Source organism: Streptomyces sp. NPDC007991, assembly GCF_042958445.1.
Classification (GTDB): Bacteria; Actinomycetota; Actinomycetes; order Streptomycetales; family Streptomycetaceae; genus Streptomyces.
The window spans coordinates 87,690-111,433 of the sequence record NZ_JBIBJD010000010.1 but is presented as its reverse complement, the minus strand read 5'-3'; the positions used below and the strand labels follow the sequence as shown (position 1 = coordinate 111,433).

Below are 23,744 nucleotides of genomic sequence, written 5' to 3'. Positions count from 1 at the left end.
TATCGGCAGCCCTACTATGTGCGCCATGGCCCGACCGCGCAAGCCCCTGCTCAGCACCGACCGGATCGTCGAGACAGCCCGCGCGCTCGTGGACGCGGAGGGCCTCGCGGCCGTCTCCACCCGCCGGCTCGCCGCCGAACTCGGGGTCAGCGGGCCCTCGCTCTACAACCACTTCCGCACCAAGGACGAGATCCTGGAGGCGGTCGCCGACTCGGTGAGCGGCCAGGTGGACCTGACGATGTTCCAGGACGGCCGTGACTGGCGGACCGCGCTGCACGACTGGGCGGTCTCCTACCGGGCCGCGCTGCGCGACCACCCGAACATCGTCCCGGTTCTGGCCCGCGGGCCCGGCCGCCGCCCGGCCGGACTGCGGCTCGCGGACGCCGTCTACGGCGCGATGGTCGAGGCGGGCTGGCCACCGGCGCAGGCCACGTCCATCGGCGCGCTGATGCGCTACTTCGTGATGGGCTCCGCGCTCGGCTCCTTCGCCGGGGGCTTCGTGGACGACGCGAGCGCCTACGACCCCGCCGACTACCCGCATCTCCAGCAGGCCCATCTGCTCGCCGAGCGGCAGGAGAAGATCGACGAGCGGGCCTTCGAGACCGGGCTGACGGCCCTGCTGGACGGGCTGGCACGGCAGTACGAGCAGGTGCGGCGGACCCCGTAGCAACGCCGGGTCACACGGTTCGGCGGCGGCCGAAGCGTCCGTGTTCCATGCTGAGGGCATGACGACGAGAGACCCGCAGGCCACGGCCCTGGCCCGGCTCGCCGCGCTGTTCGCGGACGAGACCCGGGCGGCGTGCCTGCTGGCGCTGCTCGACGGGCGGGCCTGGACCGCGGGCGAACTGGCGCGGCACGCGGGTGTCGCCGCGTCGACGCTGAGCGAGCACCTCGGCAGGCTCGTCGCGGGCGGGCTGCTCGCCGAGGAGCGGCAGGGCCGGCACCGGTACGTCCGGCTGGCCGACGCGCGGGTCGCGCAGTTGCTGGAGGACCTGGCGGCGCAGGTCGCGCCGGGCACGGCCGTACGGCCGCGGAACCTGCGGGAGTCCAGCGCGGGTTCGGCGATGGCCCGGGGCCGCACCTGCTACGACCATCTCGCCGGACGGCTCGGCATCGCCGTCACGGACGCCCTGACGGCGCGCGGGCTGCTGCAGCAGGAGACCGGGTTCGCGCTCACCGACGCCGGGCTGGCGTGGTTCGAGTCGGCCGGAATCGGCCTCGACCGGCGGGGCCGGCGCCCCCTGACCCGTGCCTGCCTCGACTGGACCGAACGCCGGCCCCACCTCGCGGGCGTCGCGGGCGCGGCCCTGTGCCGGCACGCCCTGGACACGGGGTGGTGCGTGCGCATCGGCTCCGAGCGGGCCGTGAAGGTGACGCCGTCCGGCGAACGGGCCCTGTTCGACCTGCTGGGCGTGGAGGCCGCGGAGCTGCGCTGACCTCGACGCCTCGCCGGACGGCCCATGGCCGCTCCACCGGCCCTACCGGGACCACCTCGCCCGACAGACCCGGAAGCCACGCCCGACGCACCCCGACCGCTTCGTCCGACGGCCGCAACCGCCCTGCCCGACGTACCCGGACCATCCCCCGACAGGTCCTGGACTCACGCGCGACGGACCCGACTGCTTCGCCCGACGCACATCGACCCTTTCATCCGACGCACCGCCACCACGCCGCCCGACGAACCCCGGCCACCCCGCCCCACAGATCCGGAAGCCACGCCCGACAGACCCTGACCGCCTCGTCCGCCAGGCCCTCAAACCACGCCCGACGGACCCCGACCGCCTCGCCCGACGGACCGCGACCGCCCCGCCCGGCTGGCCCCGACCACCCCGCCCGACGGACCGCGGCCGCCCCTGTCCGACAGACCCGGACCACCCGCGCCGGACGGCCCACGACCACCCTCCCTGACGCCCCGGCCACCCCGCCGGACGCACCCCGCCCACCTCCGCCCTGCCGAACCTGTCCACGCCGTCCGAAATTCGCGAGCGTCGCTCCCTCTACCCCTCCTAGCCTCGGGATCATGATGAACCACACCCCTCCCCGTCCCGCCCGCCGGGCCGAGCTGCTGGCTGCCGGTGCGGCCGCGGTGACCGTCGTGCTGTGGGCCTCCGCCTTCGTCTCCATCCGCAGCGCGGGAGAGGCGTACTCGCCGGGCGCGCTGGCGCTCGGGCGGCTGCTGGCCGGGGCGCTGACGCTGGGGGTGATCTGTCTGCTGCGGCGGGAGGGAGTGCCGCCGCGCTCGGCCTGGCGCGGGATCGCGGTGTCGGGCCTGTTGTGGTTCGGCGTCTACATGGTCGCCCTGAACTGGGGCGAGCAGCAGGTCGACGCGGGTACGGCCGCCCTGGTCGTGAACACCGGGCCGATCCTCATCGCGCTGCTGGGTGCCCGGCTGCTCGGTGATCCGATGCCGCCGCGGCTGCTGGCAGGGATGGCGGTGTCGTTCGCCGGTGCGGTGACCGTGGGTCTGTCGATGTCCGGCGAGGGCGGTTCCTCCGTGCTCGGGGTGGTGCTGTGTCTGCTGGCGGCGGTCACGTACGCCGCCGGTGTCGTCGCGCAGAAGCCGGCCCTGGGCACGGCGAGCCCGTTGCAGGTGACCACGTTCGGTTGCCTGGCCGGCGCGGTGGTCTGTCTGCCGTTCGCCGGGCAGCTCGTCCACGAGGCCGCCGAGGCGCCGGCCTCCGCGACGCTCAACATGCTGTACCTGGGCGTCTTCCCGACCGCCCTGGCCTTCACGACGTGGGCGTACGCGCTGTCCCGGACGACCGCGAGCCGGATGGGCGCGACGACGTACGCGGCGCCCGCGCTGGTCGTCCTGATGTCGTGGCTGTTCCTGGGCGAGGTGCCGGCGCTGCTCACGCTGGCCGGCGGTGTGCTGTGCCTGGCGGGTGTCGCGGTGTCGCGGTCGCGGGCGCGGGCGGCGGTGGTGGCTCGGGCCGGGGATCCGGGAGCGGTTCCGGATCCCCGGCCCGAGCAGACCCCGGACTCAGCTCGCTGACGTGGCGGGGGGCGTGGCCTCCGGCCCGTCCCCGGCTGTCGCCGAGCGTGCCCGGCCCGCGAGGACCTTGATCGAGAGCAGTGCGACCACCGAGAGCGCGATGATGTAGCCGGACACCGCCATCGAGGTGCCCGTCGCCTCCAGCAGCAGCACCATGACGAAGGGGGCGAGGCCGCCGCCCGCGACGGCCGCGATCTGGTAGCCGAGGGAAGCGCCGGTGTAGCGCATCTCGGGCGTGAACAACTCCGCGAACAGAGCGGCCTGGGGGCCGTACATGATGCTCAGGAAGCAGCTGGCGACGAACGTGCCGACCGCGAGCCACAGCAGAGAGCCGGTGTCGATCAGCAGGAAGAGCGGCACGGCCCACAGCGCGATTCCGGCCGCCCCGAAGGCGTAGATCCGGATGCGGCCGACGCGGTCGGAGAGCGCGGCGGCGGCCGGGATCAGCACGAGCTGGGTGAGGCTCACGCAGAGCGAGACCATGAGCACCGGGCCCTTCTTCATGTCCAGCTCGCGGGTCGTGTAGTCGAGGACGCCGGTGATGAGGATGTAGAAGGTCGCGGTGTTCACGGCGAAGGAGCCGCCGGCGAGGAGGACCGTGCCGAGGTGGCCGCGCAGGACCGTGCGCAGCGGCGAGCTCTGCTCGGTCTTCTCCCTTTCGGCGAGGGCGCGTTCGGCCTCCCGGAACGCCGGGGTCTCCTTGACGCGGGTGTGGATGTACCAGGCGAGGGCGAGGACGAGCAGGCCGACCAGGAACGGCACGCGCCAGCCCCACGCCGCGAACGCCGAGTCCGTGGTGAGCGCCCCGGCGAGCAGGAAGACCGTGTTGGCGGTCACCACGCCGATGGGGACGCCGAGCTGGACGACACTGCCGTAGACACCGCGCTTGCCCTCCGGGGCGTACTCGGTGGCCAGGAGCATCGCGCCGCCCCACTGGGCGCCGACGGCGACGCCCTGCGCGACGCGGAGCAGGACGAGCAGGATCGGGGCCGCGACGCCGATCGTGTCGTACGTCGGCAGCAGGCCGATGCCGGTGGTGGCCACGCCCATCAGCGTGAGCGCGAGGACCAGCATCGGCTTGCGGCCACGCCTGTCGCCGAGGTGGCCCGCGACGATGCCGCCGAGGGGGCGGGCGAGGAAGCCGACGGCGAACGTGGCGAAGGAGGCCAGCACACCGGCGCTGGGGCTGCCTGCGGGGAAGTAGAGATCGCCCAGGACGAGGGCGGCGGCGATGCCGAAGACGAAGTAGTCGTACCACTCGACGGCCGAGGCGAGGGCCGCGGCGGTGGCCACGCGGCGGCGGTTGCCCACGGCGGGCGCGGTGGAGGTGTGCGGCTGAGCGGAAGGCGGCTGAGCGGAAGGGGCCGTGTCCATGCGGTGCACGCTCCGGTGGGTGCGGGGACGGAACGGGGGGTGGCGCGCTGATCCGGGGAACGTACTGACCGGACGGTATGGCCGTCAACGGGTCGCGCACCAGGACTTTTTGCCTGTACATGGCACTCAGTGTGCGTGCGAGCACGCCTCGGACCCCGGCCTCGCGCGGAGGCCGGGGTGCGGTTGGGGGCGGGCTAGAAAACGACCAGGGCGCGGCCGCCCTTGCCCGCCAGCATGTTCTCGAAGGCCGCCGGGATGCCGTCCAGGGAGATGCGTTCGGTCACCAGGGCCGTCAGGTCCAGCCGGCCGGCCCGGACGTGTCCGGCGAGTACCGGGAGGTCCTCGGCGGGGTTGGAGTTGCCGTAGACGCAGCCGGAGAGGGTGCGGCCCCAGTGGAAGATCTCCAGGGCGTTGAAGGTGACCTGCTGGTCCTTGCCGCCGATGCCGACGACCGTGGTGCGGCCGCCGCGCCGGGTGGAGTCCCAGGCCGTGCGGATGGTGACCGCGCGGCCTGCGCACTCGACGGCGACGTCGACGCCCTGCTTGCCGGTGAGGGCGCGGATCTCCCTGGCCGTGGTGTCGGAGGCGACGAGGTAGTCGGTGGCTCCGGCGGTCCGGGCCAGTTCCTCCTTCGCGGGGGAGACGTCCACGGCGATGATCTTCGAGGCACCCGCGATCCGGGCCGCCTGGAGGGCGGCGAGTCCCACTCCACCGACGCCGAACACCGCGACCGTCTCGCCCTGCCGGACCCGGGCCGAGTGGTGGACGGCGCCGTAGCCGGTGAGGACGGCGCAGCCGAGGAGGGCCGCGTCGGTGAGCGGGACGCCGTCCGGGACGGGCAGGACGCAGGACGCGGAGACGACCGTCTCCTCGGCGAACGCGGCGACGTTCAGGCCGGGGTGGAGGTCGGTGCCCTCGGTGGTGCGGGCGTAGACGCCGGCGGCGCCGCTCAGGGCGTTGGCGCACAGCCAGACCTCGCCGAGCGAGCAGGCGTGGCAGGTGCCGCAGGACGGGGCCCAGTTGAGGACGACCCCGTCGCCCGGCGCGATGTGGGTGACGCCGTCGCCGACGGCGACGACCGTGCCCGCGCCCTCGTGGCCGAGGACGGCGGGGACGGGCACGCGCATGGTGCCGTCGGACAGGGACAGGTCGGAGTGGCAGACCCCGGCGGCGGCGAGCCGGACGCGGACCTGGCCGGGTCCGGGGTCGGGCAGGTCGATGCCGGTGATCTCCAGCGGGGAGCCGACTGCGGGCAGGACGGCGGCGCGGACAGCCATGACGGAGGGCACTCCCCTGACTAGAACTGGAGGGACTTGGTCTGGAGGTACTCGGCCAGGCCGTGCACGCCGAGCTCGCGGCCCACGCCCGACTGCTTGTAGCCGCCGAAGGGCGCGAGAGGGTTGAAGCGGCCGCCGTTGATGTCGACCTGGCCGGTCTCCATCCGGCGTGCGAAGGCCACCGCCTCGGCCTCGTCACCGGCCCAGACGGCGCCGGCCAGGCCGTACACCGTGCCGTTGGCGATCCGCAGGGCGTCCTCCTCGTCCTCGTACTTCAGGATCGACAGGACCGGGCCGAAGATCTCCTCCTGCGCGATGGTCATGTCCGGGGTGACGTCGGCGAAGACGGTCGGGCTGACGAAGTAGCCCCTCTCGCGCGGGGCCTCGGGGCCGCCGGCGACCAGGCGGGCACCTTCCGCGACGCCCTTCTCGATGTAGCCGCGCACCCGCGCCCGCTGCCCCGCGTTGACGACCGGGCCGATGCGCTCGCCGTACTTGGCGGCGGCCGTCGCGGCGAGTTCCACCGCCTCGTCGTACCGGTCGCGGTGGACCAGCATCCGCGTCCAGGCGCTGCACGTCTGCCCGGAGTTGGACATGACGTTGGCGACGCCGACGTTGACCGCCTTGGCGAGGTCGGCGGTCGGGAGGATGACGTTGGCGGACTTGCCGCCGAGTTCGAGGGCGACCTTCTTGACCTGTCCGGCGGCGATCGAGGCGATGCGCCGGCCGACGGCGGTGGAGCCGGTGAAGGAGACCAGGTCGACGCCGGGGTGCTCGGCGAGGGCCTGCCCGGCGACCGGGCCGAGGCCGGTGACCAGGTTGAAGACGCCCGCCGGGAGGCCGGCCTCGTGCACGGCGTCCGCGAACAGGCGGGCGACCAGCGGGGTGTCCTCGGCGGGCTTCACGACGATGGTGCAGCCCGCCGCGAGGGCCGGGGCGACCTTGGCGACGATCTGGTGCAGCGGGTAGTTCCACGGCGTGATCGCGGCCACGACACCGACCGGCTCGTGATGGACGACCGAGTTGCCGGTCTTCTCCTCGAAGGCGTACGTGGCCGCCAGCTCGGCGTAGGAGCCCGCGACCGCGATCGGCACGGCCGCGTGGACGGCCTGGGAGAACTTCAGGGGCGAGCCGAGTTCGGCCGTGACGGTCTCGGCGATCTCGTCCGCGCGGGCGGTGAGCACGTCGCGGAGGGCGGCCAGGCGCGCCGCGCGCTCGGCGGGCGGGGTTGCGGCCCAGTCCGCGAGGGCGGCGCGGGCGGCCCGTACGGCGGTGTCGACGTCCTCGGCGGTGCCGGCCGGGACCGTGCCGATGACCTGCTCGTCGGCCGGGTTCACGACCTCGATCACGTCCTGGCCGGCGGCGGGGCGCCAGGCGCCCCCGATGTACATGCCGTCGTATGCCTGCATCGTGCTTCCTCCGGGGCGGGGCGTCGTCGTCCGACACATAAACTAGCGGCGATAGTTTTCCGGCGCCAGACGTCACGGCACGGCCAGGACCTCACCCTGATGTGCGGCTCCTCACTCCCCCAGGTCGGGCAGGCGCGCCGGGTGGGGACAGATGCGGTCGCCGTGCTGGTCGAAGACGAAGAGGTGGGCGAGGTCGACCAGGAGCGGCACCTGCATGCCGTGGCGGAGGGCGAGGTCCGGGGTGGTGCGGACGATGAGGTCGCCGGGCAGGCGGGCCTCGGCGGACGACGGACGGACTTCGGCGTCCCTGGGGTCGTCCAGGGTCACGACCGGGCCCGCCCGTCCGGCTCCGGCCCGCTCCCGCAGGCGGGTGAGGACCGAGGCCTCGCGGCGGCGGCGCCGGGCGGGGCGGCCGGGGCGGGGGCGCGGGGCCTCCAGCTCGGGGACGACGGCGGGGCTGGAGCCGGTGTCGAAGTGGACGAGGATCTCGTGCCCCTGGAACTCCACGTGCTCGACCAGACCGGTGATCGGCACCTCGCCGGGGCGGGCCGCCGAGTGCTTGGCGATCCGGACAGCCTCCGAGCGCAGGCCCACGATGACCTCGCGGCCCTGCTCGACGCGCAGCAGCTGGTGGTCCAGGGAGAGCGGCTCGGGCAGGCGCAGGAACTGCTTGCCCAGGCTGATGGTCATCGCGCCGTCCAGCGGGGCGCGCACCAGGCCGCGGAGCAGGTTGATGCGCGGGGTGCCGATGAATGCGGCGACGAAGACGTTGCTGGGCAGCGCGTAGACGGCCCGCGGGCTGTCGACCTGCTGGAGCACGCCGCCGCGCAGCACCGCGACCCGGTCGCCGAGCGACATGGCCTCGGCCTGGTCATGGGTGACGTAGATCGTGGTGACGCCCAGCTCCCTGGTCAGCTGGGAGATCTCCGCGCGCAGATGGGTGCGGAGCTTGGCGTCGAGGTTGGACAGCGGCTCGTCCATGAGGAAGGCGGAGGGGTGGCGGGCGATGGCCCGGCCCATGGCGACCCGCTGGCGTTCGCCGCCGGAGAGCTGGCCGGGCAGGCGGTCGAGGAGGTCCTCGATGCCCAGCATCCGGGCGGTGGCGTCCACGCGCGGGGCCGGGTCCGTGCCCGGGGCCTCGATGCGCAGGGGGAAGCCGATGTTGGCGCGGCTGGTCATGTTCGGGTACAGGGCGAAGTTCTGGAAAACCATCGCCATGTCCCGCCCGGACGGCGGCAGGTCGTTGGCGTACTCGCCGTCGAGCAGCAGCTCGCCCTCGTCGATCTCCTCCAGGCCGGCGATCATCCGGAGCACGGTCGACTTGCCGCAGCCGGACGGGCCGAGCAGCACGAGGAACTCGCCCGGCGTGATGTCCAGCGACAGCCGGTCCACCACGCGGGCGCCTCGCGTGTAGGCCTTGCTCACGTCGTGCAGGGAGATGGCGCGTGTCATGGGGTGCCCCCGAGGGCTCGTCAGGGCGCTGGTGCTCCGCGGTCGGAAGCCCCGTCGGGTCGTACGGGGCTGTGGGTCACGGAAGTTAACGGAATGTACGCGGCCTGGGGAAGACACCTGCCGAAATCCGGGCTTTCGGTCCAGCTGGTGAGAAGGCGGACGGGGGTACCGGACGTGATCAGGCGCGGCTCGGGGCGGCCCCGGGCGCCGTGCACCTCCTTGGCTCGGGAAGTGCGCCTTCTCGTACGACCTGGCCCTGTCCAGGGTGGAGACGGCGTCGCAGACGCGACCGCGCCCTACGACGCGTCAGACATCGCCCTTCCGGCGCAGCCGCACCCTCGAACGACGTGCCTCATCCGAGGCGGCTCCTCCCGCCTCGTCCGGCCCCTCCGGCTCCTGAGGCTCCCCCCGCGACCGCACAGCGACCCCCGAGGACAGCAGCAACAGCACCCCGAGCATCACGAACGGCGCCGCCACCCCCGCGACCCCGGCGATCAGCCCGGCCGCGGCGGGCGCGGCGACCTGGCCGAGCCGGTTGCCGGTCAGGCGCAGCGCCAGGGCCGTGGAACGGGCCTCGTCGGGGGCGGCCTGGACGACCGTCGTCATGGACAGCGGCTGGCCCACACCGAGGCAGAACCCGAGCAGCACCAGCAGCAGCCCGAGCGCCCACACCGGCACCGGCAGGGCGATGCCCGCGCACAGCAGGGCCGCCAGCAGACAGGTCACCGTGAGCAGCAGGGTGCGGCCGAGCAGCCGCAGCAGCGGCGTCAGCACCAGGCGGCACGCGATGGTGGCCGCCGCGCGCAGGCTGAGCAGGACGCCGATCACGGACGGTGCGATGCCCCGGTGCTCGCCGACCACCGGCAGGTACGCGGTGAGGATGTCGGTCGCGGACAGCACCGCGAGGCTGATGAGGATGCCGGCCGGCACACCCCGGGTGCGCAGGATGCGCCGCACCGGGACACGGTCACCCTTCTCCGCACGGGACGTGGCAGCCGTACGGCGATGCTCGATGCGCCACAGCGAGGTGAACGCGACCGCTCCGATCGCGCCCGCCGCGATCAGGGCGAGCGCGCTCGTGCCGGTCATGTCGTCGCCCCCGATCACCGCACCCGCTGCGATGGGCCCGACCAGCTGGCCGAGCGCGGCCCCGATGGTGAAGTGGCCGAAGTTGCGGTCTTGTTCGTGCGGCGCGGACTGGCGGGCGACGAGCGACTGGGAGCCGATGACGAAGCAGAGGTGGCCGAGGCCCATCACCCCGCTCCACAGGGCCATCGCCCACAGGGAGTTCGCCAGCCCGCTGAGCGCGCAGCCGCCGGATATGAGGACCACACCGATGGGCAGCAGGGGCGCGCAGCGGCCGTGGTCGGTACGGCGGCCCAGGGGCACGGCGGCGAACAGCGGCAGCAGCGCGTACACACCCGCGATCACACCCACCGCACGCTCGTCCGCGCCCAGCGCGAGGGCCCGGTAGGAGACGGCGGGCCGGGCCATCGACACCGCCCCCTGCGCGAAGCTGAAGGCGATGACGAGGCGGAGCAGCCAGCCGCGGTTCCCACCGGGCCTCACGATGACGTCCTCCACGGGGTGGTCAGATGATGCCGAACAGCATGCCCGCCCCGAGGATGACCAGGCAGGTGAGGGCGGCCCACTTCACGACGAACTTCGTGTGGTCGCCGAACTCCACCTTGGCCATGCCGACCAGGACGTAGACGGCCGGGACGAGCGGGCTCGACATGTGCAGCGGCTGGCCGACCAGCGAGGCGCGGGCCATCTCCAGCGGGGAGACACCGTGCGCGGCGCCCGCCTCGGCGAGGACGGGCAGGACACCGAAGTAGAAGCCGTCGTTCGACATGAAGTACGTCAGCGGAAGGCTGAGGACGCCGGTGACCAGGGCCATGTGCGGGCCCATGCTGCCGGGGATGACGTCCACCATCCACTTGGCCATGTGGTCGACCATGCCGGTGCCCTGGAGGACGCCGGTGAAGACGGCGGCGGCGAAGACCATGCCGGAGACGTTCAGGACGTTCTCGGCGTGGGCGGCGATGCGGGCCTTCTGGTCCGGGATGTGCGGGAAGTTGACGGTGAGCACGAGGGCGGCGCCGAGCAGGAACAGCACCGGGATCGGCAGCAGCTCCATGATCATGGCGGTGAGCAGACCGACCGTGAGCAGCGCGTTGAACCAGTACAGCTTGGGACGCAGCGTGGCGCGGTGGGGGTCGAGGCCCTGGAAGTCGGCGTCGTGCTCCTCGGCGTCCGTGCCGGAGCCGGCACCGCCCGTGGGGAGAGTGCCCTTGCCGGTGTTCGTGCCGGTGCCGGCGCTCTTGCCGGTGCCGGAGCCGGCGCCGACCAGGACGGTCTCGGTCTCCTTCTCCTCGACCTTCTCCTCGGCCTTCTCGTCGACCAGCACCTCGTCCAGCGTGAGCACGCCCAGCCGCCGGCGCTCGCGCACACCGAGGACGTAGGAGAGGACGAAGACGAAGAGCAGGCCCACCAGGAGTGCCGGGATCATCGGGACGAAGATGTCGCTGGCGTCGAGCTTGAGCGCGGTCGCGGCGCGGGCGGTCGGGCCGCCCCAGGGGAGGGTGTTCATCACGCCGTTGGCCATGGCGGCGACACCGGTCATCACGACCAGGCTCATCTTCAGGCGCTTGTACAGCGGGTACATCGCCGAGACGGTGATCATGAAGGTGGTGGAGCCGTCGCCGTCCAGCGACACGATCGCGGCGAGCACGGCGGTGCCGACGACGATCCGCATCGGGTCGGCTTTGCAGAACTTGAGGATGCCGCGGACGACCGGGTCGAAGAGACCGACATCGATCATCACACCGAAGTAGACGATCGCGAACATGAGCATCGCCGCAGTGGGGGCGAGGTCGGTCACGCCGTCGAGGACGTAGTCGCCGAGCTTGGCGCCCTTGCCGACGAACACGCAGAACAGCGCGGGAATCAGCACGAGCGCCGCGATCGGCGACATCTTCTTCATCATGATCAGGACCAGGAAGGTCGCGATCATGGCGAAGCCGAGGATGGTCAGCATGAGTGGATACCTAACGTTCGCCCTTGAACATCCCACCAGGGCCGGCGGTGTCCGAGACGTTAGGTGCGTTCAAGCAGCGTTAACAAGACGTTGACGTGCGAGCAATAAGCGCAAAACTGCTGGTCACAGCTTTGCTCAGGTCAGAGCGGTGAGCTTTTCGGTCACGGATGGGCTTTCGGGGGCCGTCTCGGGGGCGACCTCGACGGGCACCCCGTTGAGGACCGCGTTGCCCGACAGCGGGTCGAGGAGGCGGCCGTCGAGGAGCTGGTTGACGTTGACGCCGGGGTCGGTCGCGGCGTGGCTGAGCCGGGTGCCGGGGCGGTCGTGGCCCCAGCCGTGCGGCAGGCTCACCACGCCTCGGCGTATGTCGTCGGTGACCTCGGCGGGTGCGGTCACCTCTCCGCCGGCGCCCTTCACCCGCACCGGCGCCCCGTCCCGCACGCCCAGCCGTTCGGCGTCGTCCGGGTGGATGTGCAGGGTGCAGCGGTTGGAGCCGCCGGTGAGGGCGGGCACGTTGTGCATCCAGCTGTTGTTCGAGCGGAGGTGACGGCGGCCGACCAGGACGAGTCCGTCGGGGCGGTCCTCCAGGGCGCGCCTGAGGCGGGGCAGGTCGTCCGCGATCGGCTGCGGCAGCAGCTCCACCTGGCCGCTCCTGGTCTTCAGCGGCTGCGGCAGGCGGGGGCGCAGGGGTCCGAGGTCGATGCCGTGCGGGTGAGCGAGCAGTTGCTCCAGGGTCAGTCCGTCGGGTCGTACGCCGAAGCCGTCGCCGTAGGGGCCGAGGCGCAGCATCATGTCCAGGCGTCGCTCGGGGCCGGTGTCGCCGGTGAGCCGCGCGGCGAGTTCGCGGGGGTCACGGCCGTGCACGGGCGAGTGCGGCTCGTCGACCGCCTTGCCGAGGGTCTGGTCGATGACCATCTGGTCGACGGCGGCGGGGTCGGCCCCGTGCATGCCGGTCACGGCGAGGACCAGCCGGGCCAGGATCTCCGTCTCGGCCATGCGGCCGGGCTCCAGCGGGACCGCGGGGCGGGTGTAGCGGACCTGGTGGCGTACGGCGAGGGTGTTGAAGGCGAAGTCGTGGTGGGGGCTCTGGGAGGGCGGGGGCGGGGGCAGGACGACGTCGGCGTGGCGGGAGGTCTCGTTGAGGTACGGGTCGACGCTGACCATGAAGTCGAGCGAGTCGAGCGCCTTGTCGAGCCGGTCGCCGTCGGGCGCGGAGAGCACGGGGTTGGCGGCGACGGCCAGGAGCGCGCGGACCGGTTCGCCCTCCTCGGTGGCGGTGTCGATCTCCTCCGCGAGGGCGGAGAGGGGCAGCTCGCCCTTGGCTTCCGGGTGCCGGCTCACGCGGGAGTGCCAGCGCCCGAGGGCGAAGCCGCGGCCGGGCCCGGCGGGGCGCGGGGTCTTGTCGGTGGCGGCCTGCGGGAAGAGCGCGCCGCCGGGCCGGTCGAGGTTGCCGGTGAGGATGTTCAGGACGTCGACGAGCCAGCTGGCCAGGGTGCCGTGCGGGACGGTGCAGCTGCCGATGCGCCCGTAGACGGCGGCGGTGGGGGCGGCGGCGAGTTCACGGGCGAGGGTGCGGATGACACCGGCCTCGACGTCGCAGGCGGCGGCGACGGCTTCGGGGGTGAACTCCCGCAGGGCGTCGGCGACTTCCTCGACTCCCTGAACGTGCGGGATCGGCTCGGTGAGGTCCTCGTCGAAGAGCACCTGGGCCATCGCCGCCAGCAGCAGCGCGTCGGTGCCGGGCCGCACGGCGATGTGCCGGTCGGCGAGCTTGGCGGTGCGGGTGCGCCGCGGGTCGATCACGACGAGCGTGCCGCCCCGGGCCTTGAGGGCCTTGAGTTTGCCGGGGAAGTCGGGGGCCGTGCACAGACTGCCGTTGGACTCCAGCGGGTTGGCGCCGATGAGGAGCAGATGGTCGGTGTGGTCCAGGTCGGGCACGGGGATGGCGTTCGCGTCGCCGTAGAGCAGTCCGCTGGAGACGTGCTTGGGCATCTGGTCGACGGTGGAGGCGGTGAAGACGCTGCGCGTGCCGAGACCGGCGAGCAGCACCGCCGGGTAGAGGGCGCCGGCCATGGTGTGCACGTTGGGGTTGCCGAGGACGACGCCGACGGAGTTCGCGCCGTACCGCTCGACGACGGGCCGGATGCCGGCGGCGACCGCGTCGAAGGCCTCCTCCCAGGTGGCCTCGCGCAGCTCGCCGTCCCTGCGTACGAGCGGGGTGCGCAGCCGGTCGGGGTCGGCGTCGACGGCGCCGAAGGAGGCGCCCTTGGGGCAGATGAACCCCTTGCTGAAGACGTCGTCGCGGTCACCTCGGGCGTGGGTGACGCGCGTCCCCTCGATGGTGAGGGTCAGGCCGCAGGTGGCCTCGCACAGGGGACAGATACGCAGGGCGGTGCGGGACACGGGTCCTCCCGGGTGGGCGGCGGCTACGGTGACGCACGGACGCCCCGAGCATACCGACCGGTATGCATGGAGGGGAGGTCTTGGCCAGGACTTTGCGGACACCTCTGGGTCAGTCGAGCACCCGGGCCAGATAGGCCCGCAGCATCTCCCGCATCTCCTCGATGATCTCCGGGTCCCCCTCCGGCGCGACCCGGAAGGCCAGGTGCACGAGGGTGTCGGCGGTCTCGACGGCGACGAGGAAGACCCGGCGCAGTTCCTCGTCGGGCTCGCGGTCGAGAGAGCCGGAGAGGAGTTCGGTGAGGCGGTCGGCGACGCGGTGGTTGGGTTCGGCCTGGCGGGCGCCGACCGGGATCTGGTTGCCGAAGTCGACGAGGGAGAAGCCGGGCGCGGTGCGCTTCATCTCCAGGTACTCGTCGAGCACGGCGTCCATGGTCTCGCGCCAGCCCCCGCCCCCCGCCGTCCGCAGACGCCGGGTGACCCGCTCCGAGTAGCGCTCCAGGTTGCGCTGGGCCAGCGCGTCGACCATCTCACGCTTGTTGCCGAAGAAGCGGTAGACCGAGCCGATGGGGACGCCGGCCCGCTGGGCGACGGCCCGGGTGCTCAGGCCGTCGTAGCCGACCTCGTCGAGGAGGTCGGCGCAGGCGTCGAGGATCCTGGCCAGGCGTTCGGCACTGCGCCGCTGCACGGGCGCACGACGGAGCGATGTCGCGTGGGGCACGGGCTTCATGATGCCTTTCCGGCGCGCTCGGGTGAACCTCGCCCCCCGATCCTGGACGTGAGGTCCGACGCGTGCCCCCACACCGCCCACCGACCGCCCGAGCCCGGCGCCGGGCCGGGGCCGGGCTCGGACACGGGGCCGGGGCCGGGCTCGGACACGGGGCCGGGGCCGGGTTCCGACACCGGAGCCAGGGCCCGACTCCAACACAGTGCCGGGGCCACGGACTTCGACCGGAGGCCCGAGCCTCTCTCCGACACAGCACCGAACCGCCCGACCCCGACCCGAGGCCAGAACCTGTCTCCCTACGCAGCGCCAATGCCGCCCGACTCCGACACAAGGCCAGAACCTGTCTCCCTACGCAGCACCGAGGCCGCCCGACCCCGACACAAGGCCGGGACCCGTCTCCGACACAGCGCCGAGGCCGCCCGACCCCGGCGCAAGGCCGAGGCCATACCCCGACAGAGCGCCGGGGCCGGACTACGAAACGGAGCCAGAGCCCGACTCCGACACGAGGCCAGAACCCGTCTCCGACACAGCACCAAGGCGGCCGACTCCGGCGCAAGGCCGAGGCCATACCCCGACAGAGCACCGGGGCCGGACTACGAAACGGAGCCAGAGCCCGACTCCGACACGGTGATGTCGGCCGTGCTCTCCACGGGTGTGCCGTCCACCGCCCACACCGTGCCGTCGTCGGCGTAGAGGCGGGCCGTGACGTGGTGCGTGCCGCGCGGCACGAGGCGGTCGGCGAGACGGTACCCGGGCGCCCGGAGCCGGGCGACGAGGCGGCCGTCCACGTAGAGCCGCGCGAGGCCGCGCCCGGCCACCGCCCGGGCCGCCGTGCCCGCCGGGGAGAAGCGGAAGTTCCGCACGGCCAGCCGGACGTTCCAGCCGCCGGCCCGGCCGGGCTGCACCTCGATGCCCACGCCGGGGGCGCCACGCCGCGCCACCTCGCGGTAGGGACGCCCCTCCTGGTCCCGGTCCCCCAGGAGGCTGCCCACCGGCGTGGGAGACGCCCCGCTCCCCCGCGTCTCACCGGAGCCGCAGCCCGCGGATCCGGTCAGCAGCAGGACACAGACCACGAGCACGGCGCGAGATCCCCGTGTCCACGACATGCCGGGGAGCGTAGAACAGGCGTCCGGGCCGGCGGATCGTCCTGGAGTCGTGTTCACCCTCCTCCACCGAGAGGAGGCCGCAGGACGGCGCGTCCCTCTTGCGTCGGGGAAATCGCAATCCTACGGTGTCGCATAGGAATCGGGTGGCACGGGCATCGGACCGCAAGGGAGCAGCGATCATGTACGCGGACGCGCGGAAGACCGCCGAAGGGCTGACCTACCTCTCCGGCTTCGGCAACGAGCACAGCTCGGAGGCCGTCCCGGGCGCACTGCCACAGGGCCGCAATTCGCCCCAGCGGGCCCCGCTCGGGCTGTACGCGGAACAGCTGAGCGGTACGGCCTTCACCGAGCCCCGGGCGCACAACCGCCGCTCGTGGCTGTACCGGATCCGCCCGTCGGCCGCGCACCCGGCGTTCACCCGCACCCACAACGGCTCGATCCGCACCGCCCCCTTCACCCAGACCGTGCCCGACCCCAACCGCCTGCGCTGGAACCCCCTCCCCGACCCGGCGCCGGAAACCGACTTCCTGACCGGCCTGTGGACCCTGGGCGGCAACGGCGATGTCACCCAGCGCACCGGCATCGCCGTCCACCTCTACGCCGCCAACGCCTCGATGGACCGGGTGTTCAGCGACGCCGACGGCGAGCTGCTGATCGTCCCGGAGCGCGGCGGTCTGCTGCTGCGTACGGAGTTCGGCCTGCTTCATGTGGAACCGGGCCATGTGGCGCTCATCCCTCGTGGGGTCCGCTTCCGTGTGGAGCTGCTCGACGAGTCCGCCCGCGGCTATGTGTGCGAGAACTACGGCGCACCCTTCCGCCTCCCCGACCTGGGCCCGATCGGTGCGAACGGCCTCGCCAACCCCCGGGACTTCCGCGCCCCGGTCGCCGCGTACGAGGACGTCGAGGGCCCGGTGGAGGTGGTGAACAAGTTCTGCGGCAACCTCTGGACGGCCACCTACGGCCACTCCCCACTCGATGTCGTCGCCTGGCACGGCAACCATGTGCCGTACAGCTACGACCTGCGCCGTTTCAATGTGATCGGCACCATCACGTACGACCACCCGGACCCGTCGATCTTCACGGTGCTGACGTCCCCGTCGGACACCCCGGGCCTGGCCGGGGCCGACTTCGTGGTGTTCGCCCCGCGCTGGCTGGTGGGCGAGGACACCTTCCGGCCGCCGTACTTCCACCGGAACGTGATGACCGAGTACATGGGCCTGATCGAAGGCGCGTACGACGCGAAAGCGGAAGGCTTCGTGCCGGGCGGCGGCTCGCTGCACACCATGATGTCGGCGCACGGCCCGGACCGGGAGACCTTCGACCGCGCGAGCTCGGCCGAGCTGAGGCCGCAGAAGATCGACGACGGCCTGGCGTTCATGTTCGAGACCCGCTGGCCGATCACCCTCACCCCGCAGGCGGCCCGCGCCGAACACCTCCAGCAGCGCTACGACGACGTCTGGCAGGGACTGGAGCGGCACTTCCGTCCCTTGCACTGAACATCCCCGACCGGTACGGATGGCCCGTGACCTCCTTCGCTCCGGACTCGATCGTCCTGAACCGCAAGCTGCCGCTCTGGTACCAGGTGTCGCAGTCGCTGCGCGCCTCGATCCTCGGCCGCTCGCCCCAGGACCCGCTGCGCCTGCCCACGGAGGAGCAGCTGGCCGGGCACTACGGCGTGAGCGTGCTGACCATGCGGCAGGCGCTGAAGGAGCTGGAGGACGAGGGGCTCATCACGCGCCACCGCCGGCGCGGCACGTTCATCGAGCCGCATGCGCGCCGGGGTTCCCCGGTCCGGCTGCTGGGCTCGGTGGACGCGATCGTGGCCCAGCAGTCCGGTATGACGACCGAGCTGCTGGACCACGGCATGTCCCCGGTGCCGGCCGGACTCGCCGAATTCTTCCCGGATCTGCGCGAGGTGGCGGCGTACCACCGGCTGCGCAGCGACGAGAAGACCGGTGAGCCGACCAACCACGCCCGCAACTACGTGCGTCCCGAACTGGCCGCGCGCATCGACCTGGACGACCTGGTCCGGTGGCCCATGACCAAGGTGCTGCGGGACGTCGTCGGGGCGGACATCAGCCGTATCACGGACACGGTCGAGGCCCGGCTGGCCGACCCGGAGACGGCGAAACTGCTCCACGTCCCGCTGCTCAGCCCGATCCTGCACTACACGGGCATCACGTACGACGCCGGGGGGCGGTCTCTGGACGTGGCCGTCATCCAGTACCGGGGGGACCGCTTCTCCTTCACGGTGACCCTGGAGGCGAACTGACCCGGGTGTCGGAGCCACACCGTACGATGCCCTGCGTGACGCACGACGACGCTCCGCCGCTGGCGGACCTCATGCCGTGGTCCGTCGCACCGCCGCGGCTCGGCCGGGGGTGGCCGGCGGGACCCGACCCGGCGTCCCTGAAGGCCCGTTGGGACGCTCTGATGAAGGCCGAGGGACCCGACCGCGAGGCCCTGTTCGAGCCGACCCGCTCGCGCACGACGCACACGGCGGTCGGCCAGTTGCCCGGCCAGGCCGGCAGCGGCACGCAGAAGCTGGCGCGCGCCTCGGGGCCGTGCCCGGAGCCGGTGCGGGTGCTGTACGCCCCCTTCGACGAGCAGTGGCTGATCCCCGACCAGCGGCTGATCGACGCGGCCCGCCCGGAGCTGTGGCGGGTGGCGGGCGAACGGCAGGTCTTCGTGCTGGAGACGCCCGAGGCCCCAGGCAGCGCCGGCGAAGTCCCGCGCCTGCTCGTCACCTCCCTGCTCCCGCTGCCGCGCCCCGGCCGGATCCGCCCGCTGTTCCGCAGGCCGGACGGGCAGGAGCCGAACCTGGCGCCCGGCCTGCTGGAGCACCTGGGCACCCGGCTGGGCAGTGTCCCCACGCCGCTGGACGTACTGGCGTGGATCACGGCGACCGCACGCCCCGGCCTCTCCGTCCCGCTCACCGGGGACGCCGACGCCTGGGCGCGGGGCCTGGAGGTGGGCCACCGGCTGCTGTGGCTGATGCGCCGCGACGGCGCACGCCCCAAGCTGCCCGGCGGCCGCCGCCCCTACGTCCGCGCCCCGCTGCCCTCCCGCCCCCTGGCCCTGCGCTACGACCGGGACGAGGAGGCTCTGCTGCTGGACGAGGGCCGCATCTCCCCGGTGCCGCCGGAAGCCTGGGACTTCGAGGTGGGCGGGGTGCGCGTCCTGGAGCAGTGGTTCACGGCGCGCGTCGCCGAGGCAGAGCCGGGCACACTCGCCGCGATCCGCCCCGCGACCTGGCCCCAGTCCTGGACGTCGGAGCTGCTGGAACTGATCACGGTCCTGGCCCTGCTGGCCGAACTGCGCCCCTTGGAGGAGCCGGAGGTTCCCGACCCGGTCACGGCGACCGAGCTGCGCGAGGCCGGTGTCCTCCCGGTCCCGGCGTCGGCCCGCCGCCCGGCCTCGGTACTGGACGGCCCCGAGGAGGGCCCGGAAGGCCAGCTCGCCCTGCTTTAGGGGTCAGCGCTTCAGCGCGGGTCGGGGTCGTAGGCGTCCAGGACACGTTCGAGGGCCCGTCTGAACACCGCCTCCAGATCGACCGGCCCGCTCTGCTCCATGAAGGCCGCGGCCAGTCGCGGATACGCGCCGGTGGCCACCTGGCTGCCCAGATAGGCCATCCGGACCGCGTTCTCCTCCTCCACGGTCCACGGCATGGAGCGCGTGCGCTCGACGGTCGCGATGTCGTTCGCGGTGTATGTCGTCACCACGCCGTTGAGCAGCGCGATCAGCTCCGTCTTCGTGCCGGCCGGGACGTCGAGCGGTTCGAGACAGGCCAGGCAGTGCTCCAGATAGCGCAGGGTGTTGGGGCTGAAGCCGTACACCCCTGACATCAGGCGCGGCACCCAGGTGTGGCGGCGCATGATGGCCCGCGTCTCCTCCGCGTTGCGGAGCATGTCGGCGCGCCAGTCGCCCGTGGGCTCGAACAATTCGTGCTCGGCACCGACGGCGTCGATCATCAGCTCGTACAGGTCCTCCTTACGGGGGACGTAGTTGTACAGCGACATCGTGCCGCAGCCCAGCTCCGCGGCGACATGCCGCATGGACACCGCCTCCAGCCCGCCCGCGTCGGCGATCCGCACGGCCGCCGCCGCGATGTCGGCGCGGGTGAACGCCGGTTTCGGCCCACGGCCGGTGCGCTCCGGGCGCGCCCAGATCACTTCGGGTACGGCCGCTCGGCCCGCCATCGATCATCACCTCGGCCACCATCCTAGTTACGTACGGCGTACGTAGTGCGCTATGGTCATGCCATGACTTCTACGTACGCTGTACTTAGTGAAGGTCTGGAGAAGCGTTTCGGGGAGGTCCGCGCCTTGCGCGGGCTGGATCTCGCGGTGGCGGAGGGGACGGTGTGCGGGGTCCTCGGGCCCAATGGGGCGGGGAAGACGACGGCCGTACGGCTGCTGACCACGCTGCTGCGGCCGGACGCCGGCTCCGCCCGGGTCGCCGGGTACGACCTCGCCCGGGAGGCCGCCGCCGTCCGGCGCCGGATCAGCGTCACCGGGCAGGACACGTCGGTGGACGGGGATCTCACCGGACGTCAGAACCTGCTGCTGTTCGGCCGGCTGCACCGGGTGCGCGGTCCCGCCGGCCGGACCGCGCAGCTCCTCGACCGCTTCGGGCTGGCCGAGGCCGCCGACCGGCCCGCCTCCACCTACTCGGGCGGCATGCTGCGCCGCCTGGACCTGGCGGCGAGCCTGATCCGCCGCCCCGAGGTGCTGTTCCTGGACGAGCCGACGACCGGCCTCGACCCGGCCAGCCGCACCCTCATCTGGGAGGCGGTGCGCGACCTGACCGCCGAGGGCACGACCGTGCTCCTCACCACCCAGTACCTGGAGGAGGCCGACCAGCTCGCCGACGACATCGCCCTGGTGGACCGCGGCCGGGTCGCGCACACCGGGTCGCCGGCGCAGCTCAAGGCGCTCGTCGGGGCGCACGCCGAGGTCGTCGTGACGGACCCGGACGCGCTCACGAAGGCGGCGGCCGTCCTCGACCGGCTCACGGGCGCGCAGCCGTCGTTCGACCACGGGCGCGGCGCCGTCGGCGCGGTCAGCAAGGACCCGACGCTCACCCTCCCGCTGCTCGTGCGCACGCTGGACGCGGCGGGCGTGCCGCTGCTCGACGTGAGCCTGCGGCCTCCGACCCTCGACGACGTCTTCCTGCGCCTCACGGACACCAGGCCCCCGGCCACGGCCACCACCGACGACAAGGAGCGTGCCGCATGAGCATGCTGGCGTACGACGGAACCGCGATGCTGGGCCGCCAGCTGCTGCGGATGCGGAACAACCCGGGGCTGCTGATCCTCACCCAGACGATGCCGATCAGCATGCTGCTGTTCTTCGGCTACGTCTTCGGCAGCGCGCTGGCGGTGCCGGGCGAGGCCTACCGGTCGTTCCTGGTGCCGGGCCTGCTGGTGGCGACCGCCTCGGGCGGGATCATGACCGGTATGTTCCAGGCCGCGCAGGACACGCACCGGGGCGTGACGGACCGTTTCCGCACGCTGCCGATGAGCCGGGCGGCCGTACCGCTGGGGCAGGCCGCCGCGGACCTGGTCGCCACGGCCGTCGGGACGGTGCCGTTCCTGCTGGTGGGGCTGGCGGTGGGCTGGCGGATCGAGGGCGGCCCGCTCGAAGCGGTGGGGGCCGTCGGGCTGTTGATGTTGTTCCGCTTCGCCTGCGTCTGGGCCGGGATCTTCCTCGGCCTGCTCACCCGGAACGAGGAGGCGGCCGGTCAGCTGGGCGGGGCGACGTTCCTGCTGCCGCTGCTGTCCAGCGCGTACATCCCGACGAGCGGGCTGCCGGGGTGGCTGCGGACGGTCGCCGAGTGGAATCCGATCAGCGCGGTGGCGACGGCTCTGCGGGACCTGTTCGGCAACGCGCCGGTGCCCGACGGGGCGGCCTGGCCGGTGGCCCACCCCGTCGCGGGGTCGCTGCTGTGGTGTGTCGTGCTGCTCGGGGTGTTCGTGCCGCTGGCCGTGCGTCAGTACGCGCACGGGGAGCGGTGAAGGGGCGGCCGGACCACCGGAGCCGGTCGACGCCCCCGGTCACTGCCGGGCGGGGATGAGGCACCGACTGGGGGCGGGCCGCGCTCGGGTACACACCAGGCGCCGCTGCGTGCCGTGGGGATGACGGACGACGTGTGCGCAGCGTGGCGCCGGGGGCGGTGTGACCGCCGAGCGCGGGCCCCTACTTGCCGCCGAACAGCGAGCGGCGCAGCCTGCGCAGCGGTGCGAAGAGCGAGACGCGGCGCACGCGCGCTCCCCTGCCACTGCGGTCGTGCGGCTGACGCGCGGTCAGTTCACGCATCAGAGAGGTCGCCTCGACCGTCTCCCGCTGCGGGACGGCAGGGCCACCCAGCACCGAGAGGTGGCGGTCGAGGCGCGAACTGGTCGCACTGCTCCCGCAGGTGATCGCAGGGACCCTGGCCCTGCTGCGCACTGTTATCTGTTCCATGTCACTCCCCACCCGTACGAGTCCACCCGGCCCGGGCAGGTTAACCCTATCGCCCCGTCCGGGCACTCGTGTATCGCGGTCACAGGATTCACCTTCCCCATAAGGGCGTTGACGATGTATCCCCGATTACCCTCCGAATCCAACAGATTTCAGGGCGAGTTGGACGACCGGCTGGGTCGTGGGCTGCGGCGATCCCCCGGCCGGCTCGACGGTTACCGCCAGTGACGTCGCGGAGGTGGCCAGGCCCGTCGCGACCAACGGCGTGTCGCCCTCGAAGAGGCCCAGGGAGCGTGGTTGCGCGCCCGGGCGCATGAGCCACAACTGGTGCACTCGGCCGCCGGCCGGAGCACCGTATCCGCCGAGGGTGACCACCGCGCTCCCCTCCGAGGCGGAAGCGATCACTCCGATGGTGCGGCCCCGCCCGTCCCGGCCGCTGCTCGCCCGGGCGTCCGGAGCAGCGAGAACGTGGGCGATCTCACGCGAGCGGTCCCGCTCGGCGGTCAGCTGGTCCTGGGTCCGGTCCGCCTGCACCGCGAACAGCGAGGCGACGACGAGGGCCGCGGCGGCGGTGGCCGTGGCGAAGGGCACGAACAGCGGCATCCGGCGACGCTGCCGCGGCGGCGGCTGGGTGCCCCACACATGCGGCGGCAGCTGCGGCGCACGCGCGCGTGCCGGCTCGCGTGCCGCGTTCTGCGGCGCCGGGTCCTGCGGAGTGGTCCGTACGGCGGCCATCACCCGGTCGCGCAGGGCGGCGGGGGGCGGTGCGGCCGCGGACCAGGCGAGCCGGACGGCGTCCTCGGACAGGGCGCGCACCTCGGCGGCGCACCGGCCGCAGTCCCTCAGGTGCTTCTCGAAGCGGACCCGCTCCGGGGGTTCCAGGGCGTCGAGCGCGTAGGGCGCGGCGAGCGAGTGCGGGTCCTCGCGGCGGAACAGACTCATGCCACGCCCCCCAGGCACTCGCGCATCCGGGTCAGCCCGTCGCGCATCCGCGTCTTGACGGTGCCCAGCGGCAGGGACAGCCGCTCGGCCACCTCACGGTAGGTGTAGCCCTCGTAGTAGGCCAGGGTGACGGACTGGCGCTGCAGTTCGGTGAGGCGGTCCAGGCAGACGCGTACCCACTCGCGTTCGAGTCCCGCCTCGACCTCCTCGGTGACCTGGTCGAAGGCCGGGTGGTGGGCGCGCCAGGCCTCCCGCTGCTCCCGCTCGCCCGCCGCGCGGGCGCTGCGCACCCGGTCGACGGCGCGGCGGTGGGCGAGGGTGAGGATCCACGACATCGCGCTGCCGCGCCCCGGGTCGAACTTCGCCGCCGAGCGCCACAGTTCGAGCAGCACCTCCTGAGCCACCTCCTCCGACTGGGCGGGGTCGCGCACCACGCGCCGTACGAGCCCGAACACCGGGCCGGACACCAGCCCGTACAAGTCCTCGAAGGCCTGCTGGTCGCCGCCCGCCACGCGCAGCAGCAGCTCGTCCGCCTCCACTCGGTCCCCCTCTCCCAGGCCG

Annotated in this window: 21 protein-coding genes; 8 read left to right on the top strand and 13 right to left on the bottom strand. The window is 72.9% G+C overall.

Annotation, left to right across the window (positions count from 1 at the left end):
• Window positions 1-25: 25 nt before the first annotated feature.
• From ACFZDA_RS27970 to ACFZDA_RS27960, 3 genes are all read left to right on the top strand, one after another.
• The gene (locus tag ACFZDA_RS27970) at window positions 26-667 is read left to right on the top strand and encodes a TetR/AcrR family transcriptional regulator C-terminal domain-containing protein (protein WP_391086689.1); all 642 of its coding nucleotides are present in this window, start codon (window positions 26-28) and stop codon (window positions 665-667) included.
• Between the two features lie 58 nt (window positions 668-725).
• Window positions 726-1,436, top strand: coding sequence for a helix-turn-helix domain-containing protein (locus tag ACFZDA_RS27965; protein WP_391086687.1), 711 nt, complete (start codon window positions 726-728; stop codon window positions 1,434-1,436).
• Window positions 1,437-2,020: 584 nt separating this feature from the next.
• Window positions 2,021-2,995, top strand: a complete 975-nt coding sequence (locus ACFZDA_RS27960; RefSeq protein WP_391086685.1) for an EamA family transporter — start codon at window positions 2,021-2,023, stop codon at window positions 2,993-2,995.
• Here ACFZDA_RS27960 and ACFZDA_RS27955 read toward each other — a convergent pair.
• From ACFZDA_RS27955 to ACFZDA_RS27915, 9 genes are all read right to left on the bottom strand, one after another.
• Window positions 2,984-4,369 carry an MFS transporter gene (locus ACFZDA_RS27955; RefSeq protein WP_391086683.1) on the bottom strand — a complete coding sequence of 462 codons (1,386 nt, stop codon included), beginning with the start codon at window positions 4,367-4,369 and terminating at the stop codon, window positions 2,984-2,986. The two genes, ACFZDA_RS27960 and ACFZDA_RS27955, sit on opposite strands and share 12 nt — an antisense overlap.
• A 194-nt stretch (window positions 4,370-4,563) precedes the next feature.
• Window positions 4,564-5,646 carry a zinc-binding dehydrogenase gene (locus ACFZDA_RS27950; RefSeq protein WP_391086681.1) on the bottom strand — a complete coding sequence of 361 codons (1,083 nt, stop codon included), beginning with the start codon at window positions 5,644-5,646 and terminating at the stop codon, window positions 4,564-4,566.
• A gap of 20 nt (window positions 5,647-5,666) precedes the next feature.
• Window positions 5,667-7,055, bottom strand: a complete 1,389-nt coding sequence (locus tag ACFZDA_RS27945) for an aldehyde dehydrogenase family protein (protein WP_391086679.1) — start codon at window positions 7,053-7,055, stop codon at window positions 5,667-5,669.
• Between the two features lie 111 nt (window positions 7,056-7,166).
• A complete protein-coding gene (locus tag ACFZDA_RS27940; protein WP_391086677.1) occupies window positions 7,167-8,507 on the bottom strand; it encodes an ATP-binding cassette domain-containing protein in 1,341 nt (446 codons plus the stop codon).
• Between the two features lie 306 nt (window positions 8,508-8,813).
• Window positions 8,814-10,076, bottom strand: a complete 1,263-nt coding sequence (locus tag ACFZDA_RS27935) for an MFS transporter (protein ID WP_391086675.1) — start codon at window positions 10,074-10,076, stop codon at window positions 8,814-8,816.
• Window positions 10,077-10,098: 22 nt separating this feature from the next.
• Window positions 10,099-11,547 carry a citrate:proton symporter gene (locus ACFZDA_RS27930; RefSeq protein ID WP_391086674.1) on the bottom strand — a complete coding sequence of 483 codons (1,449 nt, stop codon included), beginning with the start codon at window positions 11,545-11,547 and terminating at the stop codon, window positions 10,099-10,101.
• 135 nt (window positions 11,548-11,682) lie between these two features.
• Window positions 11,683-13,950, bottom strand: coding sequence for a molybdopterin-dependent oxidoreductase (locus tag ACFZDA_RS27925; RefSeq protein ID WP_391086672.1), 2,268 nt, complete (start codon window positions 13,948-13,950; stop codon window positions 11,683-11,685).
• 109 nt (window positions 13,951-14,059) lie between these two features.
• On the bottom strand, window positions 14,060-14,677 hold the full coding sequence (locus ACFZDA_RS27920; protein WP_391086670.1) for a TetR family transcriptional regulator: 618 nt from the start codon (window positions 14,675-14,677) through the stop codon (window positions 14,060-14,062).
• A gap of 590 nt (window positions 14,678-15,267) precedes the next feature.
• Window positions 15,268-15,780, bottom strand: coding sequence for a hypothetical protein (locus ACFZDA_RS27915; protein ID WP_391086668.1), 513 nt, complete (start codon window positions 15,778-15,780; stop codon window positions 15,268-15,270).
• 179 nt (window positions 15,781-15,959) lie between these two features.
• Here ACFZDA_RS27915 and hmgA point away from each other — a divergent pair, with 179 nt between their 5' ends.
• The 3 genes from hmgA to ACFZDA_RS27900 are packed head-to-tail and all read left to right on the top strand — an operon-like array spanning window position 15,960 to window position 19,251.
• Window positions 15,960-17,276, top strand: a complete 1,317-nt coding sequence (gene hmgA, locus ACFZDA_RS27910; protein WP_391086666.1) for a homogentisate 1,2-dioxygenase — start codon at window positions 15,960-15,962, stop codon at window positions 17,274-17,276.
• Between the two features lie 26 nt (window positions 17,277-17,302).
• Window positions 17,303-18,052, top strand: a complete 750-nt coding sequence (locus ACFZDA_RS27905; RefSeq protein ID WP_391086664.1) for a UTRA domain-containing protein — start codon at window positions 17,303-17,305, stop codon at window positions 18,050-18,052.
• A 26-nt stretch (window positions 18,053-18,078) separates the two neighbouring features.
• The gene (locus ACFZDA_RS27900) at window positions 18,079-19,251 is read left to right on the top strand and encodes a type ISP restriction/modification enzyme (RefSeq protein ID WP_391086662.1); all 1,173 of its coding nucleotides are present in this window, start codon (window positions 18,079-18,081) and stop codon (window positions 19,249-19,251) included.
• A gap of 11 nt (window positions 19,252-19,262) precedes the next feature.
• On the opposite strand, the gene ACFZDA_RS27895 is transcribed toward ACFZDA_RS27900, so the two are convergent.
• Window positions 19,263-19,979 carry a TetR/AcrR family transcriptional regulator C-terminal domain-containing protein gene (locus ACFZDA_RS27895; protein WP_391086660.1) on the bottom strand — a complete coding sequence of 239 codons (717 nt, stop codon included), beginning with the start codon at window positions 19,977-19,979 and terminating at the stop codon, window positions 19,263-19,265.
• Between the two features lie 63 nt (window positions 19,980-20,042).
• On the opposite strand from ACFZDA_RS27895, the gene ACFZDA_RS27890 reads away from it, so the two are divergent.
• Both ACFZDA_RS27890 and ACFZDA_RS27885 read left to right on the top strand, forming a co-directional pair.
• Complete coding sequence (locus tag ACFZDA_RS27890; protein ID WP_391086658.1) at window positions 20,043-21,017, top strand: ATP-binding cassette domain-containing protein; 975 nt, start codon at window positions 20,043-20,045, stop codon at window positions 21,015-21,017.
• Window positions 21,014-21,796: an ABC transporter permease gene (locus tag ACFZDA_RS27885; RefSeq protein ID WP_391086656.1), complete on the top strand. Its 783-nt coding sequence runs from the start codon at window positions 21,014-21,016 to the stop codon at window positions 21,794-21,796. Before ACFZDA_RS27890 ends, ACFZDA_RS27885 begins: the two co-directional genes overlap by 4 nt.
• A gap of 181 nt (window positions 21,797-21,977) precedes the next feature.
• On the opposite strand, the gene ACFZDA_RS27880 is transcribed toward ACFZDA_RS27885, so the two are convergent.
• The 3 genes from ACFZDA_RS27880 to ACFZDA_RS27870 form a co-directional block, all read right to left on the bottom strand.
• Window positions 21,978-22,244: a hypothetical protein gene (locus ACFZDA_RS27880; protein ID WP_037671693.1), complete on the bottom strand. Its 267-nt coding sequence runs from the start codon at window positions 22,242-22,244 to the stop codon at window positions 21,978-21,980.
• A gap of 126 nt (window positions 22,245-22,370) precedes the next feature.
• On the bottom strand, window positions 22,371-23,183 hold the full coding sequence (locus tag ACFZDA_RS27875) for an anti-sigma factor domain-containing protein (protein WP_391086653.1): 813 nt from the start codon (window positions 23,181-23,183) through the stop codon (window positions 22,371-22,373).
• Complete coding sequence (locus ACFZDA_RS27870; RefSeq protein WP_167409710.1) at window positions 23,180-23,722, bottom strand: sigma-70 family RNA polymerase sigma factor; 543 nt, start codon at window positions 23,720-23,722, stop codon at window positions 23,180-23,182. Before ACFZDA_RS27870 ends, ACFZDA_RS27875 begins: the two co-directional genes overlap by 4 nt.
• Window positions 23,723-23,744 lie beyond the last annotated feature (22 nt).